This is a genomic window from Pseudidiomarina mangrovi (assembly GCF_003999375.1).
In the GTDB taxonomy this organism is placed as follows: Bacteria; Pseudomonadota; Gammaproteobacteria; order Enterobacterales; family Alteromonadaceae; genus Pseudidiomarina; species Pseudidiomarina mangrovi.
Window position 1 is genome coordinate 1 of record NZ_RJLC01000001.1, and the last position, 26,386, is coordinate 26,386.

Here is a 26,386-nt window from a genome sequence, read left to right on the forward strand (position 1 = left end):
GCACATCAGCACCCAATTCGCCTGGCGACCATAGCAATGTGGAACCACCTGATCCCATTCCGAACTCAGACGTGAAACGCATTAGCGCCGATGGTAGTGTGAGGTCTCCTCATGCGAGAGTAGGACATCGCCAGGCACCTATTCCGAACAAGCCCCAGCCTAACCGCTGGGGCTTTTTCTTTGGCTATTTTTCAATGGTATAGAGAATATCGCCACCCTGTGCTTCGGTGCTGGTAGTCGACTCGATGATGAGTTTATCGGTGAGTAGATAACGAATATAAAAGGTGTTGGTATTTTCAAATAGGCCAACACCATATTTCACGTACAGTTTTGGTGATAAGTATTTGCCGATATAAAACGACGTATCAAGTGGGTCAGCGGTCGAATCAATACCAAACTCATCGAGGCCAAAACTCTCTTGCAAGCGTTTACCGATCAGATCTGTACCTTGTGAACCCAACAGTAATAGTGCTTGTAGCTGCAAGTTATTGGAACCACCACCGCCAGGTGGCCGGCCTAACACTAAGTACGACAATATTTCAGCATCTTGCATGGTCGGTGACGAGAACAGTCTAAAGTCTGGCGCCAGTAGCGTTCCGCCAACTTGCGCACCTACCGAGATTTGATCACTGCTTGCCGCTGTCATACTTGCTGCCGAGCGCACAACCCGCAGGTCGAGCCCCGGATTATCGATAGCGCCACCGTTGTATATCAATACCCCGCGCTGGATCTCCAACTCTTGGCCATAAATTTCATAACTACCTTTAGCGACTTGAATTGAGCCGGTTGCTCGAAGCGCACGGTTTGGCTCTTCTAATAAGCGGATACTGCCGCTTACATTCCCTTCAAAACCATAGGCATTGATGGCAACGTTGTCGGATAGAATCACTCGAATATTCGCGTAAATCGGATACAACGAATCATCGTCCTCGCTAACCGGCTCGCCATTCACAAATAGCCGGACATCTTTCGATACCGTGGCAGTGCTGGTTAAATCAGGTTCATTGATCTGCGCGTAGGGCACCGTCACTGTACCGGTGATATCAATGCGCTGATTAGCGACTTTAATGTTGAGATCAGGGCTTACATCGACTTTCGCCATAGCCAGTTCAACCGCGCGGAAGGTATCACCATCAATGTCGAGCGATAGCTCTCGTTTGGCCAAGTCGATGCTGCCGTCAAGACTAATCCACCCACCACCAGAGCGGGCTTGCCCTTGTAGGCTCAGCAGGCCTGCCTGATCCAGTGTATCTTCGAGCGCCACGCGTACTTGGGTAAGTAGCAAACCACTTTGCGCAAAACCGATTTCATCGGCAATCAGTTCGATGGCGCCACTAAAAGTTGGTTGTGCTAAGGAACCTGCAATACCAATATTGGCAATGGCACTGGCACCGACATAACGTAAGTCAGGCAGTATCCATTGGAGTAAGGTTAAATCATTAATTGCTAAGTCAAGCGACCCGGCTAATTGCTGAGCGGATAGCACATCTGTTAAGGTCATATCCCCCAGGATCTGCCCCATATCATCTTCGACAAAGGCTTGTACGGTGGCGGTTATTTGCTCAAGATTACCGTCCCAGCGCACCTCCCACTCGCGTAGCCGAGAGGTTAAATTGTCATCTAGCGAGGTAATCGCTGTATTGTCAGAGCGAAATACTCCAGACAGCGACTGTATACTGCCATCAGTGCGGGCAATTGTAATATCAGCATTGGCATCAACATTGCCCCAAATACGCTCTGCTACGTCATTTTCTCGCAGTCTGTTGAGTAATCGTAGGGGTAATTGTTTGGCATCTAGGTTAACCACGAACGCTTGCGAAGTGAGTTCGGTATCTACACACACAGAGGCAGGATTACGGTCGCGTTGTTCATGAAGGCAAACGGCGGTACCGGCAATATTAAAGGTATCCAAAGACACTGCAAGTTGACTCGATTGTGCGGTCTGCCAAGTGCCAAACGGCTCGCTAACGAGCTTAAGCGCATCTATTGAAATCGCTAATTGTTTTAGGTAATCACCAGTAATACCTGCAGTGACAGCGAGTTCCGCCTCGGCGTGCGGCGAGTCAACCCAATTATTCAGCTGTGGCACCGTCAAATTCACCGCGAGCGTACTGTTTGGGCTCAAGGCACCATGGGCGGTCAGTTCAGTACCGTTAACAGTAGCAGCAACTTGGTTGGCACTAATGGCACCGTTAATGAAGCCAAACCCTCCCGACAGCATTAAGTCATAGCGTTGTTCAAATAACTCCAACTGACCATCAAATTCAGTGATATTGACAGCCGCCCATGGCGAGCCCAACCAACCCAGCTGAGCTGTTAGTACCGCATCAAAGGTCGCATGAGCTAGCTCAATTTCAGATAACGCCAATGAATTCTGAGTACCGATGCCGGCCATGGAAAGGCTGACATCGTCATTGCTCATAAGGGTCCAATGACTTCCTAGGGCGACACTATAGAGATCGAGGCTACCGCTGATAGCTACATCAGCAGCATTGAGGGTACCTAAGGATGATTGCTTATTCTGCTCAGGCAACGGCAGATCAGCTGCGGTAAGATTTAGCTTGAATTGCACCTGCTCTGGCTGATGCTGATAGCGCATATAGTTAACGGCATGACCACCAAGTTGCAGCGAGCCCGCACCACTATCACCAAGTTCGCTGATATGGATATCTGACAGCATAATCTCATCAGCATTAGCAGTGATGCGAGCATTGACAGTACCCTTGGTGAGCATCATGGCTGGTGTATTAGCCAGCCACGGCTCCGCGATCGTCATGGGTAGATTGCTAACCGTGACCTCGGTCTGCCAGTTGCTCATGCTAGGGATATCGGTAAGCGTTGCCTTGACGGTGGTCGCCGCAGTTGCGTAGTCATCCAGCGATATAGCTGCCACTAGCTCGATAGCGCTGCTTTCACCGCTGAGATTGTCGGCAAGAGTGCCGGAAATTTTGCCGGAGATAGTGCCGGAAATTGTGCCGCGTAATTGTCCTTGCGGAACGTGTGTCATGACGGTGCTCGCTGGTGTCAGCGTAAAATTAAGCTCAATCGGATAGCTTTGCTGCAGGTCTAGCTGCATCTCCACCGCAAGTTCAGCGTATTCATGCCGCAACTGCACCTTGCTAAGCGCTAGACGCGAGCCCGTCAAAGAAGCGCCTAGTTGTGCCTGAGCAAGCGCGAAAACTTGCTCGGATGTATTGATTTGGCTATCGGTCGCGGTCAACGTGCCGATGGTAATTGGCCATGGCATAGTTATGTCTGGCAGTTGTAAGGGCGGAGTTGTAGTAACCCCGGTCTGCTCGTCGGTCACCTCGCTGATACTGACACGCAACCCGGTGACAGCAATGGTGTTGATGGTGATTCGCTGTTCAAACAGCTCAAGCGGTTGCCAGCTCAACGTCACCTGGTCGATATCAAGCTCGGTATTGGCATGCTGAAGCTTCACCTGGTGCAGGCTGATATCACCGAGTAAATCACCAGATACTGTACCAACGGTAATCGCTTGGCCACTCCACTGCAGCGCTTGTTGAAGCACCCAAGCTGAGCCTGTGGTGGTGGCCAGTAACCCGTAAAGTAAGAGCGGTATTAACCCGCAGAGCATCACAATAAACCATGATAAGCTTTTGATTATTTTCATAAATCAGGGCCTATGGTTAAATGTAGACGCCATGGTTTGTCGGGCTCATCAAAGGCATTAGCAAGGTCAATACGTACCGGTCCAATAGGTGATAGCCAACGCACACCAAAACCAACTGTTTGTTTTACCGATACCGGCCATGTTTGCGCAGTATTTCCAAAGTCGCTGAATACTGCCAAGCGCCAGTTATCGCGCCACAAGTAATCAAATTCAACGCTACCGGTGGTCATATATTGGCCACCAATCACAACACCCTCGGTATTGGTATTGCCGAGTTGCTGATAGCCATAGCCACGCACGCTATGGTCGCCACCGGCAAAAAATCGCAGTGAAGGAGACAGTTTGTCGAAATCATCTACGGTCATACCGCCAACCTCACCGCGCAACAGCACCCGCCATTGTTGATTTAACTGATGCACCCATTTAGCGTTGATACGTGCTGAAACGAATGAGGTCTCGGCATAAATACTGTCAGATGCACCTTGAAGGTGAATGCTGACGCGATATCCGTCATCAATTAGGTTACGATTTTGCTGCGCTGATTGGCTCTCAATAAAACTGAACTCAGCCGATGGCACCAGAAAGTTCGAGCTTTGTGTCGGCTCATCGCCGAAGGAGAAGTCTTCACGTTGCCAGCCCAGTTGCCAGCTGCGCTGCCATTTGTCGTAGTGGCGAATATCCCGTGCGGTAATACGATAGAGCGTGGTGTTTTGTTGATTGAAATTACGCTCGTTGACCTCGGCCGTGAAGCTGTAGAGGTCCTTAGCCGGATTGCTGCCGGGTACGTTGTAACTGACCAAGCCCGTATTTTGTAATTGTGATAAACGCAGCAAACTTTTCAGTTGGTGCCCTTGGCCATTTAACCAACGTCGGTCAAAACCCAGTGTTGCGCGCGCACCGGTATCGGTACCAAAACCTAACCCGACTTGGTAGCGGTCACGCTTGTTCGGTGTTAGTGACACATCAACTGGTACTTGTTGTGTAACCGGGTCGAGATCCTGCCAGCGCGGCGCAATTTCGATCGAGCTGAAGTAATCACTGCCTGCCAGCGCCACCTGTAAATCAAGCAGCTGGCGAGTATTAAAAAAATCATTTTCGGCAAATGCTGGAAACCGCTGTAACAAGCTTTCATCGAGTTCAGTGCAACAAAATGCCAGGTTGCCAAAGCGGTACCGAGTACCCGCTTGAAAATGCAAGATCACCTGCGCGGTTAAATCGCTTAGCTCGATATTTACTCGTTGTTGGGTAAATTGTGCATCATGATAACCGCGTTCTGCAGCCAGACTACGGAGTTGCGATTTCAGCCCTTCATAATCGCTATGACTAAATACCGCACCTTCACGAAGCGGCTGTTGGGCAAGTAATTCAGCAAATGCTTGATCGTCTGTGGCATCGCCGAGCATTTGGATATCGAGCTGACCAATACGCACCTGCTCGCCGATATCGACATCATAGTGAACGCGCCAGGTATCGCCATCGAGCTCCATTGAGCTCACAATAGTCGGGCGATAGTAACCAAAGGGAGCCAGCGCTTCACTGATCTGCTGTTCACCGCGATTGAGCAGAAAACGCAGGCGGAAGGGTGCCGGCGCCAATTCGCCATCAAGCTCGTAAATGCGTAAGTAGCTACGAATTGTGCTGGCCAGTTCGTCATTGACACCACTGACACTGACCGCGACTCGTGTTTGTTCGGTAGTCGGTGAGCGGGCAGGGTCCTGCGCGGCCGCTGGTAAGGCAGTCAGGCAGATCCAAATGATTAGTGCGCATGACAAGAATTTAAACATGAAACTCTTAATTTATTCAGCATGACCCTGAGTATATCACCGCCATTCTCAATGGTTCGGACAAAAAATCTGCAACTGATTCGATTATCAGCAAAAATACTTGCTAGTCAGACATCGCACAGTATAATTCGGACTCTGCTGCAGGGGCGTAGTTCCAATTGGTAGAACAGCGGTCTCCAAAACCGATGGTTGGGGGTTCGAATCCCTCCGCCCCTGCCACTTCTATTTTCATTGGCGCCGGTATCGGCTAAGCTAGTGATATGACAACGCAAAAATCACCACTATTCAATGATTATCAGCAGCAGGCACTGACCATGTTGGGTTTGCGCGTGTGGCAAACGGCCCAGCGTAGCGATGGCACGGTTCATAACTTTTATTATCGTCTCGGCAGCTGGGTGTTGATAACGGCTAGTCGCTTTGATCAGAAGCAACCAAGTTGGCATGCTGATGTGCTCGCGGCACTTGCAGATCTCAGTGAGCACGGCAAAGAAACCCTCGCTGAAGTATCAGCTTCGACGGTTTCAAGTTGGCCCGCTGCGCACGTTTTAGATCTTCGTGCTCATGCCACGGAAAAACATCAGCTCGCTCATCTGAAACAATCCTTATGGCAGCAAGTCAGCCAATCATTAGCAATCTAGCTTGGCACCCTGAGGTGGCCGTGCTTGAGCAAGCGGCTCATCACCTGCCCTGGACAGAAGCGATTTTGCAATCATGCTTTACCGAAGGCTATCGCAACTTTGGGTATTGGTCTGCTGCCGATGAGCTATTAGGGTTTGCTCTGGTGCAGACGGTGCCAGGTAGCTGGACCATCATGAATATTGTCACCAAACCAAGTGCCCAGCGCCAAGGCATAGGTCAGCAGTTAGTCGCTCACATTCAACAGTGTGCGCGGCACCATCAGGCCGAAATCATCTTGGAAGTGAGAGTGTCGAACCTTGCTGCGCAACGGCTTTATCAACGCAGTGGCTTTGTTGTTGTGGGGCGTCGCAAAGACTATTACGCGCTACCCGAGCATGGCCGTGAAGATGCTTTAGTAATGCAGTGGTCGGCTTAATCGGGGCAAAACTTGTCTTTAAGTAAACGCACGAAACTCAAGGTGTCGGGATCAGCAATAGAGTAGAAGATAGTTTGTGCTTCTTTGCGAAACTTAACCAAGCCTTGTTCACGCAACACCGCGAGATGTTGTGAAAAGGCCGACGCACTCAACGGAAAATACTGGTTGAGTTCGCCGACACTTTTTTCGCCAGCAGTCAGATGACAAAGAATCTGTAAGCGATGCTCATTGGCCAATGAGCGCAGAAATGTTGCCGCGCGAGCGGCGTCAGCTGGTGGCATTTCGGCAATGGCTAGAGCATTATACATAGGTCGTCTCAATCGATTTATTGGGCCGCGAGCTCACGTTCAGTTTTGAGCTTAAATAGGTGCTTTAGGATCATGCTGGCAGGACAGAAGCCAGTGAATGATTGCTGAAACAGATTAGCACCGATAAAGGCTGTGAACCATATAAAATTAGGGTGAACCCACTGTGTTAAAGCTAGTGAGAGCAAAATCATGAAGCCAGCAAAGGCAGTTAAAGCGCGTTCAACACTCATAATGGTCTCCTCGACAGTTATTGATATGTAATTTAGAACAATACGAAATATAAGTCATCATGTGAGCGCGGTAAAGTAGTGTTTCGTATTTTGCTAAAATAACTGTCAATAATTCTGAACATCCCTGATTAGTTGGCTTGCGCGACACAAAAGAGTAAGCTAAACGACCATACACAACGTATCGAAAGCTATGAACAACGAACAACTCACTGAGCGCTTGGCGCAACTCAAATCCACCGCACAAGCGGTGAGTCAACACGCTTACGCCCCCTATAGTCAATTTCCAGTTGGCGCTGTGGTGTTATTAAAAGATGGTCGCCAGTTTAGCGGCTGTAATGTTGAAAACGCCTCCTATGGTTTGACCAATTGTGCTGAGCGTACCGCTATATTTGCTGCTATAGCCGCTGGCGTCAGTGCCGATCAGTTTGCTGGTGTGGTGATTTACACTCCCAGTCAACCAGCCTATGCGCCGTGCGGCGCCTGTCGGCAAGTTATCGCTGAATTTTTTGCTGCGGATGCCCCGGTGTTATCGTTCAGTGATGCTGATCAACGGCATTGGCAAGTGCAAGATTTACTCCCAGATGCCTTTAGTTTTCAACCTGGTGGTTCGCTCCGCGCCAAGCTAGAAGGGTAAACAATGGTAACGAATGCAGCATTGTTAGCGCTGACCTGCATGGATCTTACGTCGCTCAACAACAGCGATGATCGGCAAACTATCAGTCAACTGTGTCAGCAGGCACTGACGCCGTTCGGCGCTCCTGCAGCGCTCTGTGTCTATCCCGAGTGGATCACGTGGGCACGCTTAGAACTTGATCGGCTGGGGCTCAACAGGGTCAAAATTGCTACCGTGACAAATTTTCCGAGCGGTAGCACCGATATCGACCGTGCTGTTGCGGAAACCACCCGAGCAGTGGCTGCGGGAGCCGATGAAGTCGATGTAGTGTTCCCGTATCAGGCCTTACAGCGCGGCGATGAACATTGTGGGGCGATGTTGGTGCAACACTGTAAACAAGCCTGTGGGCCAGACATTAAGCTCAAAGTGATTATTGAATCAGGGGTACTACAAAGCACTGATTTGATTGCCAAAGCTAGTATCATTGCTATCGAACATGGGGCTGACTTCATCAAAACATCCACCGGTAAAGTGGCAGTCAACGCCACCCTAGAAGCCGCCGAAGTGATGTTGAAGGTTATTCGTGATAGCGGTGCTGCAGTTGGATTTAAAGCTGCTGGCGGAGTGCGTACAGTGGCCGATGCCAGTCGTTATCTTCAGCTCGCAGAACAGATCATGGGGCCGTCGTGGGTAACCGCCGCGCATTTTCGTTTTGGTGCTAGCGGCTTATTACAGCAAGTGATCGCTGAACTCAGTGGGCAGCAGCAAGCCCCGCTACAAGGATATTAAATGTTTCTACCGCAAGAGATTATTCGTGCCAAGCGTGACGGTCGCAGTTTAACCAAGCAGCAAATCGACTTTTTTGTCGCCGGCATTACCGACAATAGTATTACAGAGAGCCAGATTTCGGCTTTCGCCATGGCCGTATTTTTTCAAGGTATGAGTGCCGATGAGCGCGTAGCTTTGACGCTGGCGATGCGTGACTCTGGTGATGTCATGGATTGGCGTGGCCTTGATTTAGATGGTCCGGTGGTGGACAAACATTCTACCGGCGGTGTCGGCGATGTGGTTAGCCTGATGCTTGGCCCTATTGTTGCTGCGTGTGGTGGTTATGTACCGATGATTTCAGGGCGTGGTTTGGGCCACACCGGTGGTACCTTGGATAAGTTTGAAGCGATTCCAGGCTATAAAGCCAAACCCTCCAATGAGTTGTTTCAACGCGTGGTGAAGCAAGTAGGAGTGGCGATTATTGGTCAAACTGGGCGTCTCGCACCTGCCGATTCGCGTTTTTATGCCACCCGTGACATCACCGCAACGGTTGAATCGATTCCGTTAATTACTGCCTCAATACTTTCGAAAAAGCTCGCCGCTGGTTTGGATGCGCTCGTGCTTGACGTTAAAACTGGCAACGGCGCCATGATGACTGAGCATCAACAAGCCATTGAATTAGCACAGAGTCTCGTTACTGTCGCTAATGGTTCTGGGTTGAAGACTTCAGCGCTGCTTACTGACATGAATGAGGTACTTGCCTATTCTGCCGGTAATTCCATTGAAGTTCATGAAGCTATTCGGTTTTTATGTGGCCACCAGCAAGCGCCACGGTTGCGCGAAGTGACCATAAGCTTAGCCGCAGAAATGCTCTATCGAAGCGGTTTAGCCAGCTCTGTAGGCGGCGCTCGTGTGCAGGCTGAGCAGGCTCTCGATAGTGGCCGTGCCGCTGAAAAGTTTGCGCAAATGGTTAGTGCTTTAGATGGTCCCAATGATTTGTTGACGGCTTACCAGAAACATCTACCGTTGGCACCTATAGTCCGCCCTGTTCTTGCCCCGCGCAGTGGTTATGTAAATACTGTCGACACCCGAGCTTTAGGCTTGGCGGTGGTGGCGTTAGGTGGTGGTCGTCGCACCAGTGCTGATAGCTTAGATTATGGTGTTGGCTTGGACCAAGTTGTGGGTTGTGGCGCAAAAATGGATGAGCAATCACCGTTGGCAATGATTTATGCGCGTACTGAAGAACAATGGCAACAAGCCGCCGAACAGCTTCTTAGCAGCTTTGTGATTGCTGACCATAAACCTACTGAACGTCCGGTCATTTATGGACAAGTAGCATTAGATTAGATCGTGCAGCAGGTTTTTTTGAGTGAGGTACTAGGGTTATGGCACGAGTCATTATTGTAGTGTTAGATTCGTTTGGTATTGGTGCCGCAGCCGATGCCGAAAAATTTGGTGATGTTGGTGCCGATACCTTTGGTCATATCGCCCAGGAAGCTGCCGAAGGGCGTGCAGAAGTGGGTCGAACAGGGCCATTGTTTATACCGAACTTGATCCAATTCGGTTTGGCTGAAGCCTATTATGGTGCAACCAATGAATACCCTATAGGTATCCAGCCGGCGGCGGAATTAAGCGGTCGTTTTGGCTGGGCGCAAGAATTATCGTCGGGCAAAGATACCCCGTCTGGCCACTGGGAAATGGCGGGTGTACCGGTGTTATTTGACTGGGGTTATTTTCTTGAGCCACAGAATTCATTTCCAGATACTTTACTTGATGCGATTGTTGCAAAGGCCAATCTACCCGGCTACCTGGGTAATTGTCATGCATCAGGAACCACCATCATTGCCGAACTGGGTGAAGAACATATCCGCACCGGTAAGCCAATTTTCTATACATCGGCCGACTCAGTATTTCAGATAGCTTGCCATGAGCAAAGCTTTGGGCTTGAGCGCTTGTACCACCTGTGCGAAATCGTGCGTGAATTGCTTGACCCATACAATATAGGGCGCGTCATAGCTCGTCCATTTAGCGGTACCGATGCAGGCTCTTTTAAGCGCACAGGAAATCGCCGCGATTATGCAGTTAAACCGCCGGCACCGACGGTTTTAGATAAACTTGTCGAAGCTGGAGGTGAAGTTATTAGTATTGGCAAGATTGCCGATATTTTTGCCCATCAAGGCATCACTAAACAGTTAAAAGCAACAGGTATACCCGGGTTAGTAGAGTTAACCTTAACGCAGCTAAAAGAAGCACCCGACAACAGTATTATATTTACCAATTTAGTCGATTTTGATAGTGACTACGGACATCGCCGCGATGTGAGCGGTTATGCTGCGGCGTTAGAGTTATTTGATCAACTACTGCCACAACTCAAGGCCGCTATGCAAGCTGATGATATGTTGATACTGACCGCCGACCATGGCTGTGATCCGACCTGGCCAGGCACTGATCACACTCGCGAATATGTGCCAGTACTCGCTTTTGGCGCCAACATTGAGCCTGGCTCTATGGGACGACGAGAAACCTTCGCGGATATAGGTCAAACAGTAGCTCAATGGCTAAACCTTGAACCGCTTGACTATGGTAAAAGCTTTCTAACTGAGTCGATTTAATCATGACAACACCGCACATTCATGCAGCCGACGATGCATTTGCGCCAATTTGTTTGCTACCAGGCGATCCACTGCGTGCTGAATTTATTGCAACTTCATTTCTGACCGATGCCAAGCAAGTAACCAATGTACGCAATATGTTGGGCTTTACGGGTACCTACAAAGGAGTGCCTGTGTCTGTCATGGGTAGTGGTATGGGCATACCATCTTGCTCAATTTACGCCACCGAGTTGGTGCGTTTTTATGGCGTCAAGCAACTTGTCCGCGTCGGTAGTTGCGGTGCAGTACAAGCGGATATCAAGCTTCACGATATCATTTTAGCGCAGGGCGCTAGTACAGACTCGGGCGTAAATCGCCAACGCTTTAATGGCTTCGATTTTGCTGCGCTTGCTGATTTTGGCTTGTTAAGAAAAGTGGTGGAGCAAGCTGAAAAAACAGATCTCAACGTGCGCGTGGGTAATGTATTCTCGGCTGATCTTTTTTATCAAGACAATAAATCACTGCTGGAATTATTGCGCAAGCATGGCATTCTCGGTGTCGAGATGGAAGCTGCCGGATTGTACGGAGTTGCCGCTGAACATGGTGTTGCTGCGCTGACAGTGCTTACTGTTTCTGATCATATCGCCCGTGGTGAGGCCATGAGTACGAGTGAACGCCAAATAGGTTTTCGAGATATGGTCCAATTGGTCCTAAACGCTCTTATTTAATGGTTAAAAAACACATTATTGGATAACTTTATCTAATTCGAAATTAAACTTTATCCCCCGGTAATAGAGGCTATAACATGAAAGGAGTAGTCTCTACATACCCCCTCATTTCACCGCTAAAAACCCTATTTTCCGCTAATCTATAGTCATCAAATAAAGCTTCGAATAGGGGTATTAAGATGACTAAAGTTAATAAAATTAAATCGGGCATGTTTGTTAGCGTAGCTACTGCGCTTGCATTGTTTAGCGGTGTCGCTCAGGCAGATATGGGTGCTTCGGTTTATCAAAAGCATTGCATGGCATGTCATCAAGCAAACGGCCAAGGCATGGCTGGGGTATTCCCGCCTCTTTCAGGTAATTCAAATATCACCGATAAGCCTGACTATATGGCTGAAACAATCATTAAAGGTAAGTCAGGCAAAATCACTGTTAGCGGAACTGAGTACAACGGCATGATGCCGCCCATGGGATACATGAGCGATGCCGATATAGCTGCGGTTGTAAATTACGTGAATGAGAAGTTTGCTGGCGGCAGCAAAACTCTCACAGCCAAAGAAGTTAAAGCGATTCGTTAATTAATAATGGGTTATTACCTGGAGAAGCATCATGAAAAACTTTGTTAAAAATGCAGTTGCAAGCGCGTTATTAGTCTCTATTGCCGGTTTACCAGCAATCGTTGATGCAAACGTTCCGCTTAAGCATGACAGTGAGTACGTAATTGACGGTAAAATTTACGGTATGCCAAAAGCTAGGATTTACCGTGAAGATTACAACGGTCCAGCCGTTGTTGGTGACTATGTGACTATGGTTCCATACCTTGCTGAGCTCGATTATGAAGGTAATAAAGAGCATGAAGTGCGCATGGACGTGTTTTCACAAAAAGTAGAGGTGGCGCCAGGTGTTAGCTACAACGCATGGACATTCGGTGGCAGTGTTCCGGGGCCAGTACTTCACGTGCGCGAAGGCGACCGTGTAGTCTTCAAAATGAAAAATCGTTCCACCGAAGAAGTGGTGATCACTAAGCCGTTTAAAGGAGCCGCGCCATACTACAGTCAGGTGGCCCAAAACCAATTGCAAAAACATGAGCCTGTTATAGCGCCAATGCCGCATTCTATGGATTTCCATAGCGGTACCGTAGCTGCTAACGATAAGTGGGCTACTATCGCTCCGGGTGAAACTATTGAGTTTGAATGGATTGCCAACTACGCAGGTACTTACATGTACCACTGTGGCACTTCAAGTGTGCTGATGCACACAGCTATGGGTCAATATGGTGCTGTTGTTGTATCACCAAAAGAAGGTTACCCAACTGACGAAGACGTTGATCAGGAATTCGTTATTGTACAATCAGAACTGTACCTTGCGGAAATGGACGACAGCTTCATTTACGATCATACAGCCGCATTGGCACGTGACCCAAGCCACGTCGTATTTAACGGCCATGTATCAGCATTGAGCGAGAATCCGCTGAAATCAAATGCTGGTGACCGTGTACGTATTCACTTCTTAAATGCTGGTCCATCAGGTACATCAAGCTTCCACGTAATCGGAGCAATTTTTGACCGGGTATGGGCTGAAGGTGACCCACGTAACACTTGGTATGGTATGCAAACTGTGCTGCTGGGCGCGAGTAGTAGCGCTACTGTAGAGTTTATCGTGCCAGAAGAAGGTGTGTACAAGTTGGTTGACCATGAATTTGCTGATGCTGAACGTGGTGCTGCAGGTGCCTTGTACGCAGGCCCTCGTAAAATCAAGTAATTGAGGCAATAAAATGACTAAGTGGCTGAGTGCTATGAGTTTATTGGTTATAGCTGGTGCGAATGCAGATCCGGTAATTATTCCAGCCGGCGAATATAAGCCCGCTGTATTGTTGGATGAATCCGTTGATTCAGTGGTTATGCCAGCATTTAAGCTCGACCCAACACCAGTCATTTATGCAGATTACTTGGTGTTTACGCAAGCCAATAAAAACTGGCGGCGAGATAATATCGCCGCCGTATTTCACGATGGAAATTATTTAAGTGATTGGCCAAGCGCAGACACCATTCCCGCCAAACGCGCCGATTCAGCAATTACTCAAGTGTCTTGGTTTGCCGCGCGGGCATATTGCTCGGCCCAAGGAGGGCGTTTACCAACACTCGACGAGTGGGAATACGCCTCGAATTATTACTTGCAGCAACAAGGCCTAAGTGACAAAGCTTATGCACAGTTGCTGTTTGGTCGCCATAGCAATCCGACTGCCTACGCTAAGCAGTCAATTGGTCATGATGCGGAACAGCTCATGCATATGCATGACCGCGTAAACGAATGGGTAGAAGATTTTCAGTTACTGCTAACAAACGGTGATGATACTGATTTGTTGGCTGGCTCTTGTGGCGATAGTGCGCGGTTTCTGACTGATTATGGTGATGCGAGCTATGCGACTTTTTTCCGTTATCAGACTCGTAGTAACTATCGCGCCCAAAGCACAACAAGCACACTGGGCTTCCGTTGTGCATACGATATGGAGTAACGAACAATGAACAAATTAAATTTGGCATTCGCAGCTATTTGCTTAATATCCGGTTCTGCATATGGGCAAGATCACAGCCAACATAGTCATCACGATCACAACAATCACACCACGTTGAGTGCTGAAAAAGTGAGCCAGGACGACTCTATTTATCATTTAGATGGTAAATGGCAGAGCCACACCGGTGAAACCTTAACCCTCGCTGACCTGCAGGGGCAGCCGGTTGTAATTTCGATGATTTACGGCAGTTGCACTACCGCGTGCCCAGTCCTTGTGAATGATGCGCGGCGGGTTTTCGAGGCATTGCCCGAACGATACCAATCCCATGTGAAGTTGGTTATGGTTAGCTTTGATGAAGACCGTGACACACCAGTATCGCTGGCCCAATATGCTGATAAATATGGGCTTGGTGATGATGTCTGGACATTTTTGCACGGTGATGACAACACCATTCGAGCACTGGCAACCTTATTAGGAGTGCGCTATCGCAAGCGTTCAGACGGTGATTTTGATCACAGCAATCTCGTTACCGTGCTTGATACACGAGGGCGCATTGTACAGCGCATCGAAGGGCTGAATCGCCCTGTAGAAGACGCAGTAGCGGCGCTAATTAAGGTGATTGATGATAATCATTTGCTGCATCACTAATTGGCCTTAGTCAGAATTGAGTTAATCATACAAAAGTGCCGCGAATTCGGTTAGAATTCGCGGCACTTTTGTATTCAATTCTGTTCTTCTAGGTAAAAAGAGTCCACGCATGTCAGAACTGACTAAATCAATTGCAAAGGAAGTGGCCAAACGTCGCACCTTTGCGATCATCTCGCACCCGGATGCCGGTAAAACCACCATCACGGAAAAAGTGCTATTGCATGGACAAATTTTGCAAAAGGCCGGTACCGTCAAGGGTAAAAAGTCGGGGCAGCATGCTAAATCTGATTGGATGGAAATGGAAAAGGAACGTGGTATTTCGGTCACCACCTCGGTGATGCAGTTCCCCTATCGCAATGCCTTGGTTAACTTATTGGATACCCCGGGCCACGAAGATTTCTCTGAGGACACCTATCGCACCTTGACTGCGGTTGATTCCTGCTTGATGGTGATTGATGGCGCCAAAGGTGTTGAAGATCGAACCATTAAATTGATGGAGGTCACACGTTTACGTGACACCCCCATTATCACCTTTATGAATAAATTAGATCGCGATATTCGTGATCCCATCGAATTGCTCGATGAAGTTGAGAATGTCCTCAAGATCATGTGCGCGCCTATTACTTGGCCAATCGGCTCGGGTAAGAACTTTAAAGGTGTCTATCATTTACTCAAAGACCAAGTGATTTTCTACAAATCAGGGCAGGGCCATCGTATTCAAGAGGTCGATGTCATTGACGGCTTAAACAATCCGTTGCTGGATCAGCGCCTTGGCCACTACGCCGATGAATTACGCGGGCAAATTGAATTAGTTCAGGGCGCCTCCAATGACTTTGATCGTGAGTTATTCTTATCCGGTGATTTAACGCCGGTATTTTTCGGTACTGCATTGGGTAATTTTGGCGTTGACCATATGCTTGATGGTCTGGTGGACTGGGCGCCATCACCATTACCGCGGGAAACTGACCAAGGTGTCGAAATCACTGCTGAGCAACCCAACTTTTCTGGCTTTATTTTCAAAATTCAAGCCAATATGGATCCCAAGCACCGTGATCGTGTCGCGTTTATGCGTATCGTTTCGGGTCAGTATGAAAAAGGTATGAAGATGCACCAAGTGCGGCTGGGAAAAGAGGTGCGTATTGCCGATGCGCTGACCTTCTTAGCCGGCGACCGTGAACATGTTGAAGAAGCGTTTCCGGGCGATATTATTGGTCTGCACAATCACGGCACGATTCAAATTGGTGATACTTTTACCGGCGGTGACAGTTTTAAATTCACCGGTATTCCGAATTTTGCCCCAGAACTGTTCCGCCGCATTCGCTTAAAAGATCCGCTGAAACAAAAGCAGCTACTGAAGGGCTTAGTACAGCTCTCAGAAGAGGGCGCCGTTCAGGTCTTTCGGCCGCTTAGCAACAATGATTTGATTGTTGGTGCTGTGGGTGTGCTGCAGTTTGATGTGGTGGTACACCGCTTGAAATCTGAATATAACGTTGAGGCTATTTACGAAAATATCAACGTAGCTACCGCGCGTTGGGTCAGTGCCAAGGACCCGCGTAAACTCGATGAGTTTCAGCGCAAGGCGGAGAGCAACTTAGCTCTTGATGGCGGTGATAATTTGACCTACATAGCACCAACTATGGTTAATCTCAATCTGGCCATTGAGCGCTACCCAGATATTACCTTCACCCATACGCGCGAGCACTAACGCAATGAACGCGCTGTTCGATTCGCATTGTCATCTTGATTTTGATGATTTTAAAGCGGATCGCAGCGCGCTTATCAGCGCCGCCGCTGCGGCCGGTGTGCAGGCCATTATGGTTCCCGGCGTTAGTCGTCAGCACAGCCTCACGCATCCGCCATTAGAATCGTCTGAACTTGAGTTTTTTTGCAGTTTTGGCCTACACCCTTATTTCATTCAGCAGCATCAACACAGCGATATCGATTGGTTACAGCAGCAATTGCTGCAACACCCAACTGCGGCGGTGGGCGAAACAGGGTTAGATAAAACCTGTCCAGACTATGCTAAGCAAACCGAGTTACTGATTGCTCAGATTGAATTAGCCTGTCATTTCAAGCGCCCTTTGATTCTTCATCATCGGCAAAGCCAAGCGGACTTAATTGCTATTTTACGCCGTTATCGTAACCGATTACCCGACCAGCCCGGCGTTATTCATGCCTTTAGCGGTAGCTACGAACAGGCTCAGTTATGGCTCGATCTAGGCTTTATGATTGGTGTCGGCGGGTTGATTAGCTATGTACGGGCACAGAAGACCCGGGCTACTATTGCACGGCTGCCGTTATCGGCGTTGCTGTTGGAAACCGACGCTCCAGATATGCCTTTGGCGGGCTTTCAGGGGCAGCGTAATCAACCCGCACAATTGCCCTTGGTGTTGGCTCAACTGGCTCACTTAACCCAGCAACCTGAAGCGGTGGTGGCGGCACAAACGACCAGCAATGCTTATCGGTTGTTTGCGAGCCGGTTATTGCTGAGCCGATAACGCCAACGATTGAAGGTGATAGCGATAAAAATACCGGCTAATACCGCAAATGCCAGTAAAAATTGACCAAAATAACTAAGGTAAGCGTGGGTTTTATTCGGGCTCTCGAGCAAGCGGGTGTTATCGACCACTAGCTGCAAAAAGCCAAGATTGCGTTGCTCATCAATAATAGTCTCAACCAGCACGGTGCTGGCGCGATCAGCATTGGGCTGCTCGCCCTCGCTGCTACTACTGACCAGCAGCTGCCCGTAATTATTACGAATACTAGCGGAGATAATGTAGGGATGCTGCAAGGTTTGTTCAACCAATTGCTGTAAACCATCTTGGTCGTTATTCATCATCAAGGCTCGTGCAGATAGCGCCGTTTGCTGACTGGTCAACTGGAGTAGCTGATGGCTATGCTGGCGCAATGCTTCTAGGCTGTTAGCCTGCATACTGGTCCATAATTGTTCAATCAGTAGGATCAGCAGCAGCGCAACGATAAATCGGCGCGTCCGTCGATAGACAACTTGAATGATACTGATAACATGGTGTGATTCTATTTTCATAGCTGCAACTATACGTCGAGAGCCAACATGGGAGCAACGGCAATGATAGATTTTTCACAACCGGGTCTTGCCGTGTTTGATATGGATTCAACGCTCATTACCATTGAGTGTATTGATGAGATAGCTGACCGTGCACAATGCAAGCCGCAAGTTGCGGCAATTACCGCAGCGGCCATGCGTGGTGAAATAGATTTTGCCGCCAGCCTACGCCAGCGGGTAGCATTACTACGTGGCGTCAAAGAACAGCGCTTGGCTGAGATTTTCAGCCCACTACCATTAACCCCCGGTGCGGCCGAGCTGATGGCTTGGTTGCGTCAGCGAGGTTGGCGCACGGCACTGGTTTCAGGTGGTTTTACCTGGTTTGCCGAGCAGCTGCAGCAATTCTTGCAACTCGACCATGCGCTTGCTAATCGGTTAGAGATCCGCAATGGTGAGCTCACCGGTGAGGTGATCGCGCCGATTATTGATGCTGAAGCTAAGGCGCTGCATTTGCGGCAGCTTGCCGCGCAGTGGCATATTCCATTACATAACACTATTGCGGTTGGCGATGGTGCCAATGACATTGCGATGGTGCAAGCCGCTGGGTTTGGGGTAGCTTTTTGCGCTAAACCGGCGCTACAACACTATGCTCAGCTGGTCATCAACGAGCCCGATTTATCAGCCATCGCGCGACATTTTGAAGCACAAGGATCATCATGGCAAAAGTAAAAACCGCCTATGTCTGCAATGACTGCGGCGCTGACTTTATGCGCTGGCAGGGCCAATGCAGCGAGTGTAATGCATGGAATACCATTACCGAGGTGCGCCTGGGTTCATCACGGCCGGCCATGGCTTCTGAGCGCCGCGGCTTTGCTGGTATAACCCGCGCTGAAGTACAAACCTTGGCGGATGTTGAGTTGGCCGATGTGCCGCGCTTTAGTAGTGGTTATGCCGAATTTGATCGCGTTCTTGGTGGCGGTATTGTGCCCGGTTCAGCGATATTAATCGGTGGTTCACCAGGTGCTGGTAAAAGTACCTTGCTGTTACAAGTGATGTGTCAGCTCGCCACCCAGATGAATGCGCTCTATGTCACTGGTGAGGAGAGTTTACAGCAGGTGGCTCTGCGCGCACGGCGATTGGGCTTGCCAGTAGACCGCTTGCGCATGTTGGCGGAAACCTCAGTCGAGAGTATTTGTGAGTTAGCCGATAAAGAAAAACCCAAAGTAATGGTCATCGATTCCATTCAGGTGATGCATTTAGCGGACATTCAATCAGCTCCCGGCAGTGTCAGCCAAGTGCGCGAGAGTGCCGCGTTTTTAACCCGCTATGCCAAACAACATCATGTCGCCATTTTTATGGTTGGCCATGTCACTAAAGATGGTTCGTTGGCTGGGCCAAAAGTGTTAGAACACTGTATCGACTGCTCAATCATGCTGGAGGGCTCGGTGGATTCGCGCTTTAGAACCTTGCGTGGCCACAAGAACCGCTTTGGCCCTGCCAACGAGTTAGGTGTGTTTGCTATGACTGGGCAGGGTTTGCGTGAAGTCAGTAACCCTTCGGCGATTTTTTTACAGCGCCCTGAGCAGCATGGTAGTGGCTCAGTGGTGATGGTTATTTGGGAAGGAACGCGCCCGCTCCTCGTGGAGTTACAGGCGTTAGTCGATAGTACCCAACTGGCCAACCCACGCCGCGTCGCGGTGGGTATGGAAGCGACACGTTTGGCTATGCTGCTCGCCGTTCTGCATCGTCACGGTGGGTTACATATGTCAGACCAAGATGTATTCGTTAACGTGGTAGGTGGCGTTCGAGTCACCGAGACGGGCGCTGATTTGGCACTGTTATTGGCGATTGTGTCTAGTTTCCGAGAACAGGTGTTACCGCGTGACTTGATTGTGTTTGGTGAAGTTGGCTTGTCGGGTGAGATCCGCCCGGTGCAAAATGGTTTAGCGCGCCTCAATGAAGCGGTAAAACATGGCTTCAGCCGCGCCATTGTGCCGTATGGCAATAAACCCAAAGAGACTATTGCTGGTATGCAAGTAACTGCAGTAAAAACCTTACAGCAGGCTTTAGAGGCATTATGAGAGCGCTGCTACTGGTTATCCTCTTGGTCACCAGTACCAGCCATGCAGCACCCCGAGTAGCCTCATTAAATATCTGCTATGACGCGTGGTTAGCGCAGTTACTGCCAACTGACTGGCAGGTCGTTCCGACCAGCGTGCATGGCAATCGCTTAGAGGCGCTGATGACCTTGCAGCCCGATTTGATTGTCGCGGGCAGCTTCACCGATCAGCGTTTGTTGCAAGCCTTGAGGCCGGTGGCGCCATTGCATGTACTCCAGCAGCCCAACACCTATGAGCAATGGCAGCATGAAGTAACCCGTCTTGGTGAGTTTTTACAACAGCCGCAGATGGCACAACATTGGCTGCAGCAACAGCAGCAGCAACTTCAGCAACTCACCGCTAGCATAACTGACGTACTGATTATTATGCCGAATAACTACACTTGGGCCCAAGATAGCTGGGCATCTGCGTTACTCCGACACTTTTCAATAGCGCTGGTGAGCCCCATTGAAAGCGGCTATGTCGGACAACTTCGCTTGGAAGCGCTATTCCGCTTGGCGCCGCAACGGGTGGTTTTTGAAGGCTTCTCGCAGCATTTTTCCCGCGGTCAAGATTGGTTGCATCACTCAGCGTTGCGGCATTGGTTGCAAGGCAAAACTGTAACAACTATAAGCGCTGATATTGCCTCCTGTCCGGCGGTCAATGCCGTGGCCTATGTGCAACAATTGCTTGGTGATGAACACGGTGGTGGCGATGAACGTTAAATGGCTGGGCGCTTATACGCTGGTATTACTGCTGGTGGCATGGGGCTATCTCGGTTTGGGGCATGGCGATTATCAATGGTGGCCAGCAACGGCATTACAACAACAAATTTGGTTAGAAATCCGGTTACCGCGCCTAATCCTTGCTTGGTTGAATGGTTGTGCACTGGCAGCCGCTGGTGCCACCTTACAGATAATACTTCGTAATCCATTGGCTGAACCCGGATTAACTGGCGTATCGGCCGGAGCTGCAGTGCTGATTACGCTTGCACTTTATTTTGGTTGGCTCGGTGCTATGAGTGCTTGGCTGCCGCTAGTAGGCATCCTCGGTGGAGCACTGAGTTTGCTGGTGCTATGGAGTATTGCCGGCAGTCAGCCCAGCGCCAGTCATCTGATTCTCGCTGGAGTAGCGGTTGCAGCAACTGCTGGTGCATTGATGGCGGTGATTTTGAATCTGGCACCAAACCCTTTCGCCTACCAGGAACTAAGCTTGTGGCTGATGGGTTCGGTGGCGAATCGTGGTTGGTCACAGGTACTGTTATTGGCTCCATGTGTGGCCCTCGGTGGGGTCTTGTTATGGTGGCAAAGAGCCTTTATTGGCGCGCATATTTTTGATCAGAACACCTTAATGAGCCTTGGCTTCAATTATGCTAAAGCCATGTGGTTGGTGTTATTGGCGGTGACCGCACTGGTTGCTGGTTCAGTGGTCAGTGCCGGTATCATTGGTTTTATTGGCTTAATTGCGCCACATATAATGCGGCTACTGGGAACGCAACGACCGAGTGAGTTAATCTGGCGCAGTGCATTTAGCGGTGGCTTGTTACTGGTTATTGTTGACGCCCTAGTGAAATGGTTACCAACCCGAGTTGAACTGCATTTAGGTGTTGTTGCTGCGGTTATTGGCGCACCACTACTCATTGTTATGTTAAAGCGGTATAGCCGATGATACTTGCTATTAATCAGCTCCACATTGCCGACCGTGTTGCCATGACGCAGCTGCAGATCGCCGAGCCGCAGCTGGTTGGCGTGATTGGTCCTAACGGTAGCGGTAAATCAACCTTATTGGCCGCCCTTGCTGGGTTGCTGCCGCTGGCCAGTGGTGCGGTGCGATTCAAACAGCATGACGTAAGCCAGTTAGGTGCCGAGCAACGGCGTCAGCTGATCAGTTATTTGCCGCAAACAGCCGCAGTCACAACAGCTGTGACGGTAGCACAGGTGTTGCAGCAAGGTTTGGTCAACTTACGGTTGCCGCGCAGCGCCGATGAGGTGCTAGCAGCAGTCGCTGATGAATTTCACCTCAGCGCACTGTGGTCGCGCCCGATCACGGAGTTATCTGGTGGCGAACAGCGCCGAGTTCAGGTGGCGCGGGCTTGTTTGGGCGCGGCCGAAATGGGCTTATTCGATGAACCGGGCAGTGGATTGGATATCGGCCATCAACTGGAGCTGATGGACTATTTAAAAGCGCGCAGCCAGCGCGGTCAGTTGATTATTGTTGCACTGCATGATCTCGCCTTAGCAGCACAGTATTGCGACCGGCTGGTACTATTACATGAGGGGCAGGTTGCGGCTTTTGGCAGCCCAGCTGAAGTGTTAACTGATGCGCGGTTGGCCGCAATATTTGGCATTGCGGCCACCTGGCTATGTAATGACGATGGCGTGGCGTTATTAGCGAAGCGACTACCGGTTACCTAAAATTCGCGTTGCCATTGGTCAAGAACGGTCGGCACCCGTTGCGGTTTTGCATCACTTTGTAATATCCGTGCACTGATATCATCATGCTGCGTGCCTACTGCTTGGCAACTGCCAGTGGTGATATGATTGCGTGTGGCGACTAATAGCGGGTCGTTGCTAACGCCCCAATCACCCACCAATACATCAGCAACCTGACAATCGGCTGGAATGCCATTAAAGTAACGACCTTCACCGTTGGCATTGACGGTTTCAAAGTTAACCACGAAGGTGCGTTTGTCACAGATTTGCCGAGGTGACTGACCAACCGGTTTTCCGCAGGTACGTCCGCCAATGACGACCACATCCACAAACGGCTCCAGTGAATTGATGATAAGTTCAGAGGAAGAACAGCTGGCGGCAGTCGTTAATACATAGACCCGCTGGAGGTTTAGCTGGCGCACGCCATCATAAAGTTGAAATAGCTCGGTGACGTTGCTGGCGCTATTTTTGTCATTATAGATAAATTGGGTAAAGATATTACCAATGACGTTATTCCCAGCAGCTTGGCTGCCGGCTTGGTTGGCATAGCGAATTAAGCCGCCGCCGTTATAACGTACATCGATGATCAACTCATCAACACCAACGAGTTGATCATAGGCACTGTTTAAGTCGGTACCAGTGCGGTTGATAAAGCTATTTAACACGTAATAACCGACTTGTTTGTTGTCAACGCTAAAGACCTCAGTGGCGAGTACCGTATTGGTTTCGACACGCTCTTTACTGACCACCGCAGAGAAGTTGTCATTATTGGGTTTACGCCACTCAAGGGTGACACTGGCACCCACTTCATTAGGGCCCAAGGCGGTGTTATAGGTGCCCTGTTGAATCAGGGTGGTGACCGCTGTGCCATTAATGCTTACCAGCTCATCACCACGACGAATACCGGCGCGTTCGGCCGGCGATTCGTCGAACACGTAGTTGATAAATACCCGTTGGTTTTCGACCCGAGTACCGAAGCCAAAACCAATGAACTCAGCGTTAACAAAGCGTTCTTGGTACTCTTGCTCGGTCAGCAGAAAACTAAAACGGTCTTGATAACTGCGGATCCCCTCGAGCAACGCATAACTATCGGCGTAAGCAGCTAAATTGACCGTGGTTGGAATGTCTCGATACCAAAAATAATTATCCCGCATGTAGGTGAGAAAGCGTTGCTTTTCATCAGCTATCGAACACACCCCAATGGCGCCACCGTTATTATTCCCAGTGTCTGAACTACCACCACCGCCACAGCTGGCCAGAACAGCACAGGCCAATGCCGTGAAACCAAAGCGTCTGAGTTGTCGTGTGAATGATGCCATGATGAATTGCCACCTCTTGCTCGTTGACCCATTGCTCTTAAGCATGCCAGTAAATCTTCGGTTAGTGCAATTTTTTCGTAGTGACGCCCGTCAATTATTTTGGCAAACTGCGGTCACGTCGATTGATGAGTGGTAACTATGACAGCAGTAATGATTGACCTTGAAGGTCACCAGTTAACCAGTGAAGAGCGTGAACTTCTTGCCCATCCAGCAGTAGGTGGGGTTATTTATTTTACGCGCAATTATCACGATGCGGATCAACTGCAAGAACTGGTGCGACAAACCCGATCGGCGGCACGCAACCCGCTGATTCTTGCGGTGGACCACGAAGGTGGCCGCGTTCAGCGCTTTCGCCAGGGCTTTTCAGCGATCCCGGCTATGGCCGATTTATTAGAATTAGCCGATCATAGCGAGCAAGCTATCCAGTGGGCGCAAGATATTGCCTGGTTGATGGCCAGTGAAGTGCTAGCAGTTGATATCGATATTAGCTTTGCCCCGGTGCTTGATGTTAATGGCATCAGTGAAGTGATTGGGAATCGCGCCTTTGCCACCAGCGCCGAAGCGCTTATTCCAGTGGCACGTAGCTTTATCAAAGGCATGCATCAGGCGGGAATGAAAGTCACCGGAAAACACTTTCCTGGGCATGGTTCGGTCGCTGCTGATTCACATATTGCCATTCCGGTGGATGAGCGGCCATGGGCGGATATCCTCGCCACCGATTTACCACCCTTTATCGAGTTAGCTCCCTATCTGGATGCGATCATGCCTGCGCATGTGATTTATCCCGATGTTTGCGACCAGCCAGCCGGTTTCTCAACCCGTTGGTTACAGGATGTATTGCGAGCGCAGTTACAGTTTCATGGGGTGATTTTTAGCGATGACTTAGCCATGGCTGGGGCCACGGTTGCAGGGACTATGGCTGAGCGGGCTGAAGCGGCGCTGAGTGCCGGCTGCGACATGGTTTTAGCCTGTAACGATCGTGCTGGCGCTATTGAAGTCATCGAGGCGGTGACACCGTGGCTTGAGCAGCATGCACGGCAGTCGAAGCGGTGTTATGAGTTATTGGCGAAATCGGCGGCGCTCAATCTTACCACCTTGCGTAATCATCCGCGTTGGCATGCTGCACAACGCGTACTAGAAGAGCTGCAAAAACGCCGAGGGCATTAACTCTCGGCGTAGGCTAAGGGGTCAGTACGATGATTCTCCGCGAACGCTTCGAGTCGCTCAACACAGGCCCCGCACTTACCGCAGGCTAACTGGGCGCCGACATAGCAGGTCCAGGTATTGGAATAATCCAGTTGCAAATCAAGACCCGCTTTCAGAATGGCGGCCTTATCGAGGTGCAAAAACGGCGCCACTATAGGAATCGGCTGATAGTTGGCAATTAAACTGACTGCATTCATCTTCTCAACAAACTCCGGCCGACAATCAGGATAAATGGCGTGGTCACCGGCGTGCGCGCCATAATACACCGCACTTGCTTCAATACTAACGGCATAGCCAATAGCCAAGCTCAGCAGAATCATATTGCGGTTAGGTACAACGGTGGTTTTCATTGACTCTTCGGCATAGTGACCTTGTGCCACCTCAATGTTGGTATCGGTCAGTGAGCTACCAGCCATTAATTGGTTCATAGCGGTGATATCAATGATTTTGTGGTCGATGGCGAGCTTTTTACATACCTCAGCGGCACAGTCGAGTTCACGGACATGGCGCTGACCATAATTAAATGACAACGCGTAAACCTGATGACCTGCCGCAAGCGCAGTGTGCAATACGGTGAAGGAATCCATACCACCGGAATAAATGACGACAACTTTTGCCATGTCTATTGGCCCTTTGTTCAGCAATTGCGGTACAATTTACCGCGCCACGACTAGTTTACCTGATTCACTGGAGAATCCTATTAACACAAGCTACCCAGTCAACGAAATTTTTCAAACCATCCAAGGCGAGGGGGTGTTTACCGGTGTGCCGGCGATTTTTTTGCGCTTACAAGGCTGCCCAGTAGGATGCCCGTGGTGCGATACCAAACACACTTGGACCACCAGTGAGGACGACCGCGTGAGTGCGCAGGTCATGTTGGCAAAAACCGCAGCATCGCCGCAATGGGCTGAGCTATCGGCCGAGGCTATTGTGGCATTGATCGAGCAACAGGGCTTTACCGCTAAGCATGTGGTCATTACTGGTGGTGAGCCGGCGCTATTTGACTTACGCCCGTTGGCAGCGCAATTAGAAGCTCATGGTATGCGGCTACAGATCGAAACCAGCGGGACATTTGCCATTCAAACCAGTGCCGCGACTTGGGTCACGGTATCACCGAAGTTAGATATGCCAGGTGGTTATTTAGTGCGCCCAGACTGTATGCAAAGAGCCGACGAAATCAAGTATCCAATTGCCATGCAGAAGCACCTAGATGCTTTCGATAAGCTCTTACAAAGCTGTCCGCCACGTGCCGATGCAATCATCGCGTTGCAGCCAATCAGTCAGCGTCCGCGTGCAACCGAGCTGGCCATTGAAATTTGCCAGAAGCGCAACTGGCGGCTCTCGGTACAGTTACATAAGTATCTCAATATCGAGTAGGTGATAACGCCTTCATTCCTCGTTAACTCAGGGCCTATCTATACTTGCTGAACCGTCG

General features: G+C 49.8%; 27 protein-coding genes, 1 tRNA gene and 1 rRNA gene. 22 read left to right on the forward strand and 7 right to left on the reverse strand.

Features of this window, described 5'->3' with window-relative positions; all coding sequences use genetic code 11:
- Nucleotides 1–20: 20 nt before the first annotated feature.
- Nucleotides 21–136: ribosomal RNA gene (gene rrf, locus EFO84_RS00005) — 5S ribosomal RNA — on the forward strand.
- 48 nt (nucleotides 137–184) lie between these two features.
- Here the strand turns inward: rrf and EFO84_RS00010 are convergent.
- Nucleotides 185–3,634, reverse strand: a complete 3,450-nt coding sequence (locus EFO84_RS00010; protein WP_127346019.1) for a translocation/assembly module TamB domain-containing protein — start codon at nucleotides 3,632–3,634, stop codon at nucleotides 185–187.
- Nucleotides 3,631–5,418 (reverse strand): autotransporter assembly complex protein TamA, encoded by a 1,788-nt coding sequence (locus tag EFO84_RS00015; protein WP_127346020.1) that lies wholly within the window; start codon nucleotides 5,416–5,418, stop codon nucleotides 3,631–3,633. The genes EFO84_RS00010 and EFO84_RS00015 overlap by 4 nt, the downstream gene beginning before the upstream one ends.
- Before the next feature lie 142 nt (nucleotides 5,419–5,560).
- On the opposite strand from EFO84_RS00015, the gene EFO84_RS00020 reads away from it, so the two are divergent.
- From EFO84_RS00020 to rimI, 3 genes are all read left to right on the forward strand, one after another.
- Nucleotides 5,561–5,637, forward strand: a tRNA-Trp gene (locus tag EFO84_RS00020).
- Nucleotides 5,638–5,678: 41 nt separating this feature from the next.
- A complete protein-coding gene (locus EFO84_RS00025) occupies nucleotides 5,679–6,056 on the forward strand; it encodes a hypothetical protein (RefSeq protein ID WP_127346021.1) in 378 nt (125 codons plus the stop codon).
- Nucleotides 6,023–6,472: a ribosomal protein S18-alanine N-acetyltransferase gene (gene rimI, locus EFO84_RS00030; RefSeq protein WP_127346022.1), complete on the forward strand. Its 450-nt coding sequence runs from the start codon at nucleotides 6,023–6,025 to the stop codon at nucleotides 6,470–6,472. The genes EFO84_RS00025 and rimI overlap by 34 nt, the downstream gene beginning before the upstream one ends.
- Here the strand turns inward: rimI and EFO84_RS00035 are convergent.
- Together EFO84_RS00035 and EFO84_RS00040 are read right to left on the reverse strand one after the other, a co-directional pair.
- Nucleotides 6,469–6,780, reverse strand: a complete 312-nt coding sequence (locus EFO84_RS00035) for an ArsR/SmtB family transcription factor (protein WP_127346023.1) — start codon at nucleotides 6,778–6,780, stop codon at nucleotides 6,469–6,471. The two genes, rimI and EFO84_RS00035, sit on opposite strands and share 4 nt — an antisense overlap.
- Nucleotides 6,781–6,797: 17 nt before the next feature.
- Nucleotides 6,798–7,010, reverse strand: coding sequence for a YgaP family membrane protein (locus EFO84_RS00040; protein WP_127346024.1), 213 nt, complete (start codon nucleotides 7,008–7,010; stop codon nucleotides 6,798–6,800).
- A 190-nt stretch (nucleotides 7,011–7,200) separates the two neighbouring features.
- Here EFO84_RS00040 and EFO84_RS00045 point away from each other — a divergent pair, with 190 nt between their 5' ends.
- From EFO84_RS00045 to EFO84_RS00095, 11 genes are all read left to right on the forward strand, one after another.
- A complete protein-coding gene (locus tag EFO84_RS00045) occupies nucleotides 7,201–7,644 on the forward strand; it encodes a cytidine deaminase (RefSeq protein WP_127346025.1) in 444 nt (147 codons plus the stop codon).
- 3 nt (nucleotides 7,645–7,647) lie between these two features.
- Nucleotides 7,648–8,412, forward strand: coding sequence for a deoxyribose-phosphate aldolase (gene deoC / locus EFO84_RS00050; RefSeq protein WP_127346026.1), 765 nt, complete (start codon nucleotides 7,648–7,650; stop codon nucleotides 8,410–8,412).
- A complete protein-coding gene (gene deoA, locus EFO84_RS00055; protein WP_127346027.1) occupies nucleotides 8,413–9,738 on the forward strand; it encodes a thymidine phosphorylase in 1,326 nt (441 codons plus the stop codon).
- A 38-nt stretch (nucleotides 9,739–9,776) separates the two neighbouring features.
- On the forward strand, nucleotides 9,777–11,003 hold the full coding sequence (locus EFO84_RS00060) for a phosphopentomutase (RefSeq protein ID WP_127346028.1): 1,227 nt from the start codon (nucleotides 9,777–9,779) through the stop codon (nucleotides 11,001–11,003).
- Between the two features lie 2 nt (nucleotides 11,004–11,005).
- The gene (gene deoD / locus EFO84_RS00065; protein ID WP_127346029.1) at nucleotides 11,006–11,710 is read left to right on the forward strand and encodes a purine-nucleoside phosphorylase; all 705 of its coding nucleotides are present in this window, start codon (nucleotides 11,006–11,008) and stop codon (nucleotides 11,708–11,710) included.
- 179 nt (nucleotides 11,711–11,889) lie between these two features.
- Nucleotides 11,890–12,285, forward strand: coding sequence for a c-type cytochrome (locus tag EFO84_RS00070; RefSeq protein ID WP_240642607.1), 396 nt, complete (start codon nucleotides 11,890–11,892; stop codon nucleotides 12,283–12,285).
- A 31-nt stretch (nucleotides 12,286–12,316) separates the two neighbouring features.
- A complete protein-coding gene (locus tag EFO84_RS00075; RefSeq protein WP_127346030.1) occupies nucleotides 12,317–13,468 on the forward strand; it encodes a multicopper oxidase domain-containing protein in 1,152 nt (383 codons plus the stop codon).
- A 34-nt stretch (nucleotides 13,469–13,502) separates the two neighbouring features.
- Entirely contained in the window at nucleotides 13,503–14,222 is a 720-nt protein-coding gene (locus EFO84_RS00080) for a formylglycine-generating enzyme family protein (protein WP_240642608.1), read from the forward strand.
- A gap of 6 nt (nucleotides 14,223–14,228) precedes the next feature.
- Complete coding sequence (locus tag EFO84_RS00085) at nucleotides 14,229–14,870, forward strand: SCO family protein (protein ID WP_127346032.1); 642 nt, start codon at nucleotides 14,229–14,231, stop codon at nucleotides 14,868–14,870.
- Nucleotides 14,871–14,979: 109 nt separating this feature from the next.
- Entirely contained in the window at nucleotides 14,980–16,575 is a 1,596-nt protein-coding gene (prfC, locus tag EFO84_RS00090) for a peptide chain release factor 3 (protein ID WP_127346033.1), read from the forward strand.
- A gap of 4 nt (nucleotides 16,576–16,579) precedes the next feature.
- Complete coding sequence (locus tag EFO84_RS00095; protein ID WP_127346034.1) at nucleotides 16,580–17,368, forward strand: TatD family hydrolase; 789 nt, start codon at nucleotides 16,580–16,582, stop codon at nucleotides 17,366–17,368.
- Here the strand turns inward: EFO84_RS00095 and EFO84_RS00100 are convergent.
- Nucleotides 17,329–17,916, reverse strand: coding sequence for an AhpA/YtjB family protein (locus EFO84_RS00100; RefSeq protein ID WP_127346035.1), 588 nt, complete (start codon nucleotides 17,914–17,916; stop codon nucleotides 17,329–17,331). The two genes, EFO84_RS00095 and EFO84_RS00100, sit on opposite strands and share 40 nt — an antisense overlap.
- 42 nt (nucleotides 17,917–17,958) lie before the next feature.
- Here EFO84_RS00100 and serB point away from each other — a divergent pair, with 42 nt between their 5' ends.
- From serB to EFO84_RS00125, 5 genes are read left to right on the forward strand one after another with little or no spacing between them, the layout of a single operon-like run.
- Nucleotides 17,959–18,624, forward strand: coding sequence for a phosphoserine phosphatase SerB (serB, locus tag EFO84_RS00105; protein WP_127346036.1), 666 nt, complete (start codon nucleotides 17,959–17,961; stop codon nucleotides 18,622–18,624).
- The gene (gene radA / locus EFO84_RS00110; protein ID WP_127346037.1) at nucleotides 18,612–19,976 is read left to right on the forward strand and encodes a DNA repair protein RadA; all 1,365 of its coding nucleotides are present in this window, start codon (nucleotides 18,612–18,614) and stop codon (nucleotides 19,974–19,976) included. The genes serB and radA overlap by 13 nt, the downstream gene beginning before the upstream one ends.
- Nucleotides 19,973–20,719 carry an ABC transporter substrate-binding protein gene (locus tag EFO84_RS00115; protein WP_127346038.1) on the forward strand — a complete coding sequence of 249 codons (747 nt, stop codon included), beginning with the start codon at nucleotides 19,973–19,975 and terminating at the stop codon, nucleotides 20,717–20,719. The genes radA and EFO84_RS00115 overlap by 4 nt, the downstream gene beginning before the upstream one ends.
- Nucleotides 20,709–21,662: a FecCD family ABC transporter permease gene (locus EFO84_RS00120; RefSeq protein WP_164742338.1), complete on the forward strand. Its 954-nt coding sequence runs from the start codon at nucleotides 20,709–20,711 to the stop codon at nucleotides 21,660–21,662. Before EFO84_RS00115 ends, EFO84_RS00120 begins: the two co-directional genes overlap by 11 nt.
- Nucleotides 21,659–22,408 carry an ABC transporter ATP-binding protein gene (locus EFO84_RS00125; protein ID WP_127346040.1) on the forward strand — a complete coding sequence of 250 codons (750 nt, stop codon included), beginning with the start codon at nucleotides 21,659–21,661 and terminating at the stop codon, nucleotides 22,406–22,408. Before EFO84_RS00120 ends, EFO84_RS00125 begins: the two co-directional genes overlap by 4 nt.
- On the opposite strand, the gene EFO84_RS00130 is transcribed toward EFO84_RS00125, so the two are convergent.
- A complete protein-coding gene (locus EFO84_RS00130; protein ID WP_164742339.1) occupies nucleotides 22,405–23,745 on the reverse strand; it encodes a S41 family peptidase in 1,341 nt (446 codons plus the stop codon). The genes EFO84_RS00125 and EFO84_RS00130 overlap by 4 nt on opposite strands.
- Nucleotides 23,746–23,883: 138 nt before the next feature.
- On the opposite strand from EFO84_RS00130, the gene nagZ reads away from it, so the two are divergent.
- On the forward strand, nucleotides 23,884–24,912 hold the full coding sequence (gene nagZ / locus EFO84_RS00135) for a beta-N-acetylhexosaminidase (RefSeq protein ID WP_127346042.1): 1,029 nt from the start codon (nucleotides 23,884–23,886) through the stop codon (nucleotides 24,910–24,912).
- Here nagZ and queC read toward each other — a convergent pair.
- The gene (gene queC, locus EFO84_RS00140; protein WP_127346043.1) at nucleotides 24,909–25,571 is read right to left on the reverse strand and encodes a 7-cyano-7-deazaguanine synthase QueC; all 663 of its coding nucleotides are present in this window, start codon (nucleotides 25,569–25,571) and stop codon (nucleotides 24,909–24,911) included. The genes nagZ and queC overlap by 4 nt on opposite strands.
- On the opposite strand from queC, the gene queE reads away from it, so the two are divergent.
- On the forward strand, nucleotides 25,552–26,328 hold the full coding sequence (queE, locus tag EFO84_RS00145) for a 7-carboxy-7-deazaguanine synthase QueE (RefSeq protein ID WP_240642609.1): 777 nt from the start codon (nucleotides 25,552–25,554) through the stop codon (nucleotides 26,326–26,328). The genes queC and queE overlap by 20 nt on opposite strands.
- The last annotated feature ends 58 nt before the right edge of the window (nucleotides 26,329–26,386 follow it).

Coding starts and splice junctions, on each gene's coding strand:
- EFO84_RS00010 (WP_127346019.1), bottom strand. CDS start 3,634: ATGAAAATAATCAAAAGCTTATCATGGTTTATTGTGATGCTCTGCGGG.
- EFO84_RS00015 (WP_127346020.1), bottom strand. CDS start 5,418: ATGTTTAAATTCTTGTCATGCGCACTAATCATTTGGATCTGCCTGACT.
- EFO84_RS00025 (WP_127346021.1), top strand. CDS start 5,679: ATGACAACGCAAAAATCACCACTATTCAATGATTATCAGCAGCAGGCA.
- rimI (WP_127346022.1), top strand. CDS start 6,023: ATGGCAGCAAGTCAGCCAATCATTAGCAATCTAGCTTGGCACCCTGAG.
- EFO84_RS00035 (WP_127346023.1), bottom strand. CDS start 6,780: ATGTATAATGCTCTAGCCATTGCCGAAATGCCACCAGCTGACGCCGCT.
- EFO84_RS00040 (WP_127346024.1), bottom strand. CDS start 7,010: ATGAGTGTTGAACGCGCTTTAACTGCCTTTGCTGGCTTCATGATTTTG.
- EFO84_RS00045 (WP_127346025.1), top strand. CDS start 7,201: ATGAACAACGAACAACTCACTGAGCGCTTGGCGCAACTCAAATCCACC.
- deoC (WP_127346026.1), top strand. CDS start 7,648: ATGGTAACGAATGCAGCATTGTTAGCGCTGACCTGCATGGATCTTACG.
- deoA (WP_127346027.1), top strand. CDS start 8,413: ATGTTTCTACCGCAAGAGATTATTCGTGCCAAGCGTGACGGTCGCAGT.
- EFO84_RS00060 (WP_127346028.1), top strand. CDS start 9,777: ATGGCACGAGTCATTATTGTAGTGTTAGATTCGTTTGGTATTGGTGCC.
- deoD (WP_127346029.1), top strand. CDS start 11,006: ATGACAACACCGCACATTCATGCAGCCGACGATGCATTTGCGCCAATT.
- EFO84_RS00070 (WP_240642607.1), top strand. CDS start 11,890: ATGACTAAAGTTAATAAAATTAAATCGGGCATGTTTGTTAGCGTAGCT.
- EFO84_RS00075 (WP_127346030.1), top strand. CDS start 12,317: ATGAAAAACTTTGTTAAAAATGCAGTTGCAAGCGCGTTATTAGTCTCT.
- EFO84_RS00080 (WP_240642608.1), top strand. CDS start 13,503: ATGAGTTTATTGGTTATAGCTGGTGCGAATGCAGATCCGGTAATTATT.
- EFO84_RS00085 (WP_127346032.1), top strand. CDS start 14,229: ATGAACAAATTAAATTTGGCATTCGCAGCTATTTGCTTAATATCCGGT.
- prfC (WP_127346033.1), top strand. CDS start 14,980: ATGTCAGAACTGACTAAATCAATTGCAAAGGAAGTGGCCAAACGTCGC.
- EFO84_RS00095 (WP_127346034.1), top strand. CDS start 16,580: ATGAACGCGCTGTTCGATTCGCATTGTCATCTTGATTTTGATGATTTT.
- EFO84_RS00100 (WP_127346035.1), bottom strand. CDS start 17,916: ATGAAAATAGAATCACACCATGTTATCAGTATCATTCAAGTTGTCTAT.
- serB (WP_127346036.1), top strand. CDS start 17,959: ATGATAGATTTTTCACAACCGGGTCTTGCCGTGTTTGATATGGATTCA.
- radA (WP_127346037.1), top strand. CDS start 18,612: ATGGCAAAAGTAAAAACCGCCTATGTCTGCAATGACTGCGGCGCTGAC.
- EFO84_RS00115 (WP_127346038.1), top strand. CDS start 19,973: ATGAGAGCGCTGCTACTGGTTATCCTCTTGGTCACCAGTACCAGCCAT.
- EFO84_RS00120 (WP_164742338.1), top strand. CDS start 20,709: ATGAACGTTAAATGGCTGGGCGCTTATACGCTGGTATTACTGCTGGTG.
- EFO84_RS00125 (WP_127346040.1), top strand. CDS start 21,659: ATGATACTTGCTATTAATCAGCTCCACATTGCCGACCGTGTTGCCATG.
- EFO84_RS00130 (WP_164742339.1), bottom strand. CDS start 23,745: ATGGCATCATTCACACGACAACTCAGACGCTTTGGTTTCACGGCATTG.
- nagZ (WP_127346042.1), top strand. CDS start 23,884: ATGACAGCAGTAATGATTGACCTTGAAGGTCACCAGTTAACCAGTGAA.
- queE (WP_240642609.1), top strand. CDS start 25,552: ATGACGACAACTTTTGCCATGTCTATTGGCCCTTTGTTCAGCAATTGC.
- queC (WP_127346043.1), bottom strand. CDS start 25,571: ATGGCAAAAGTTGTCGTCATTTATTCCGGTGGTATGGATTCCTTCACC.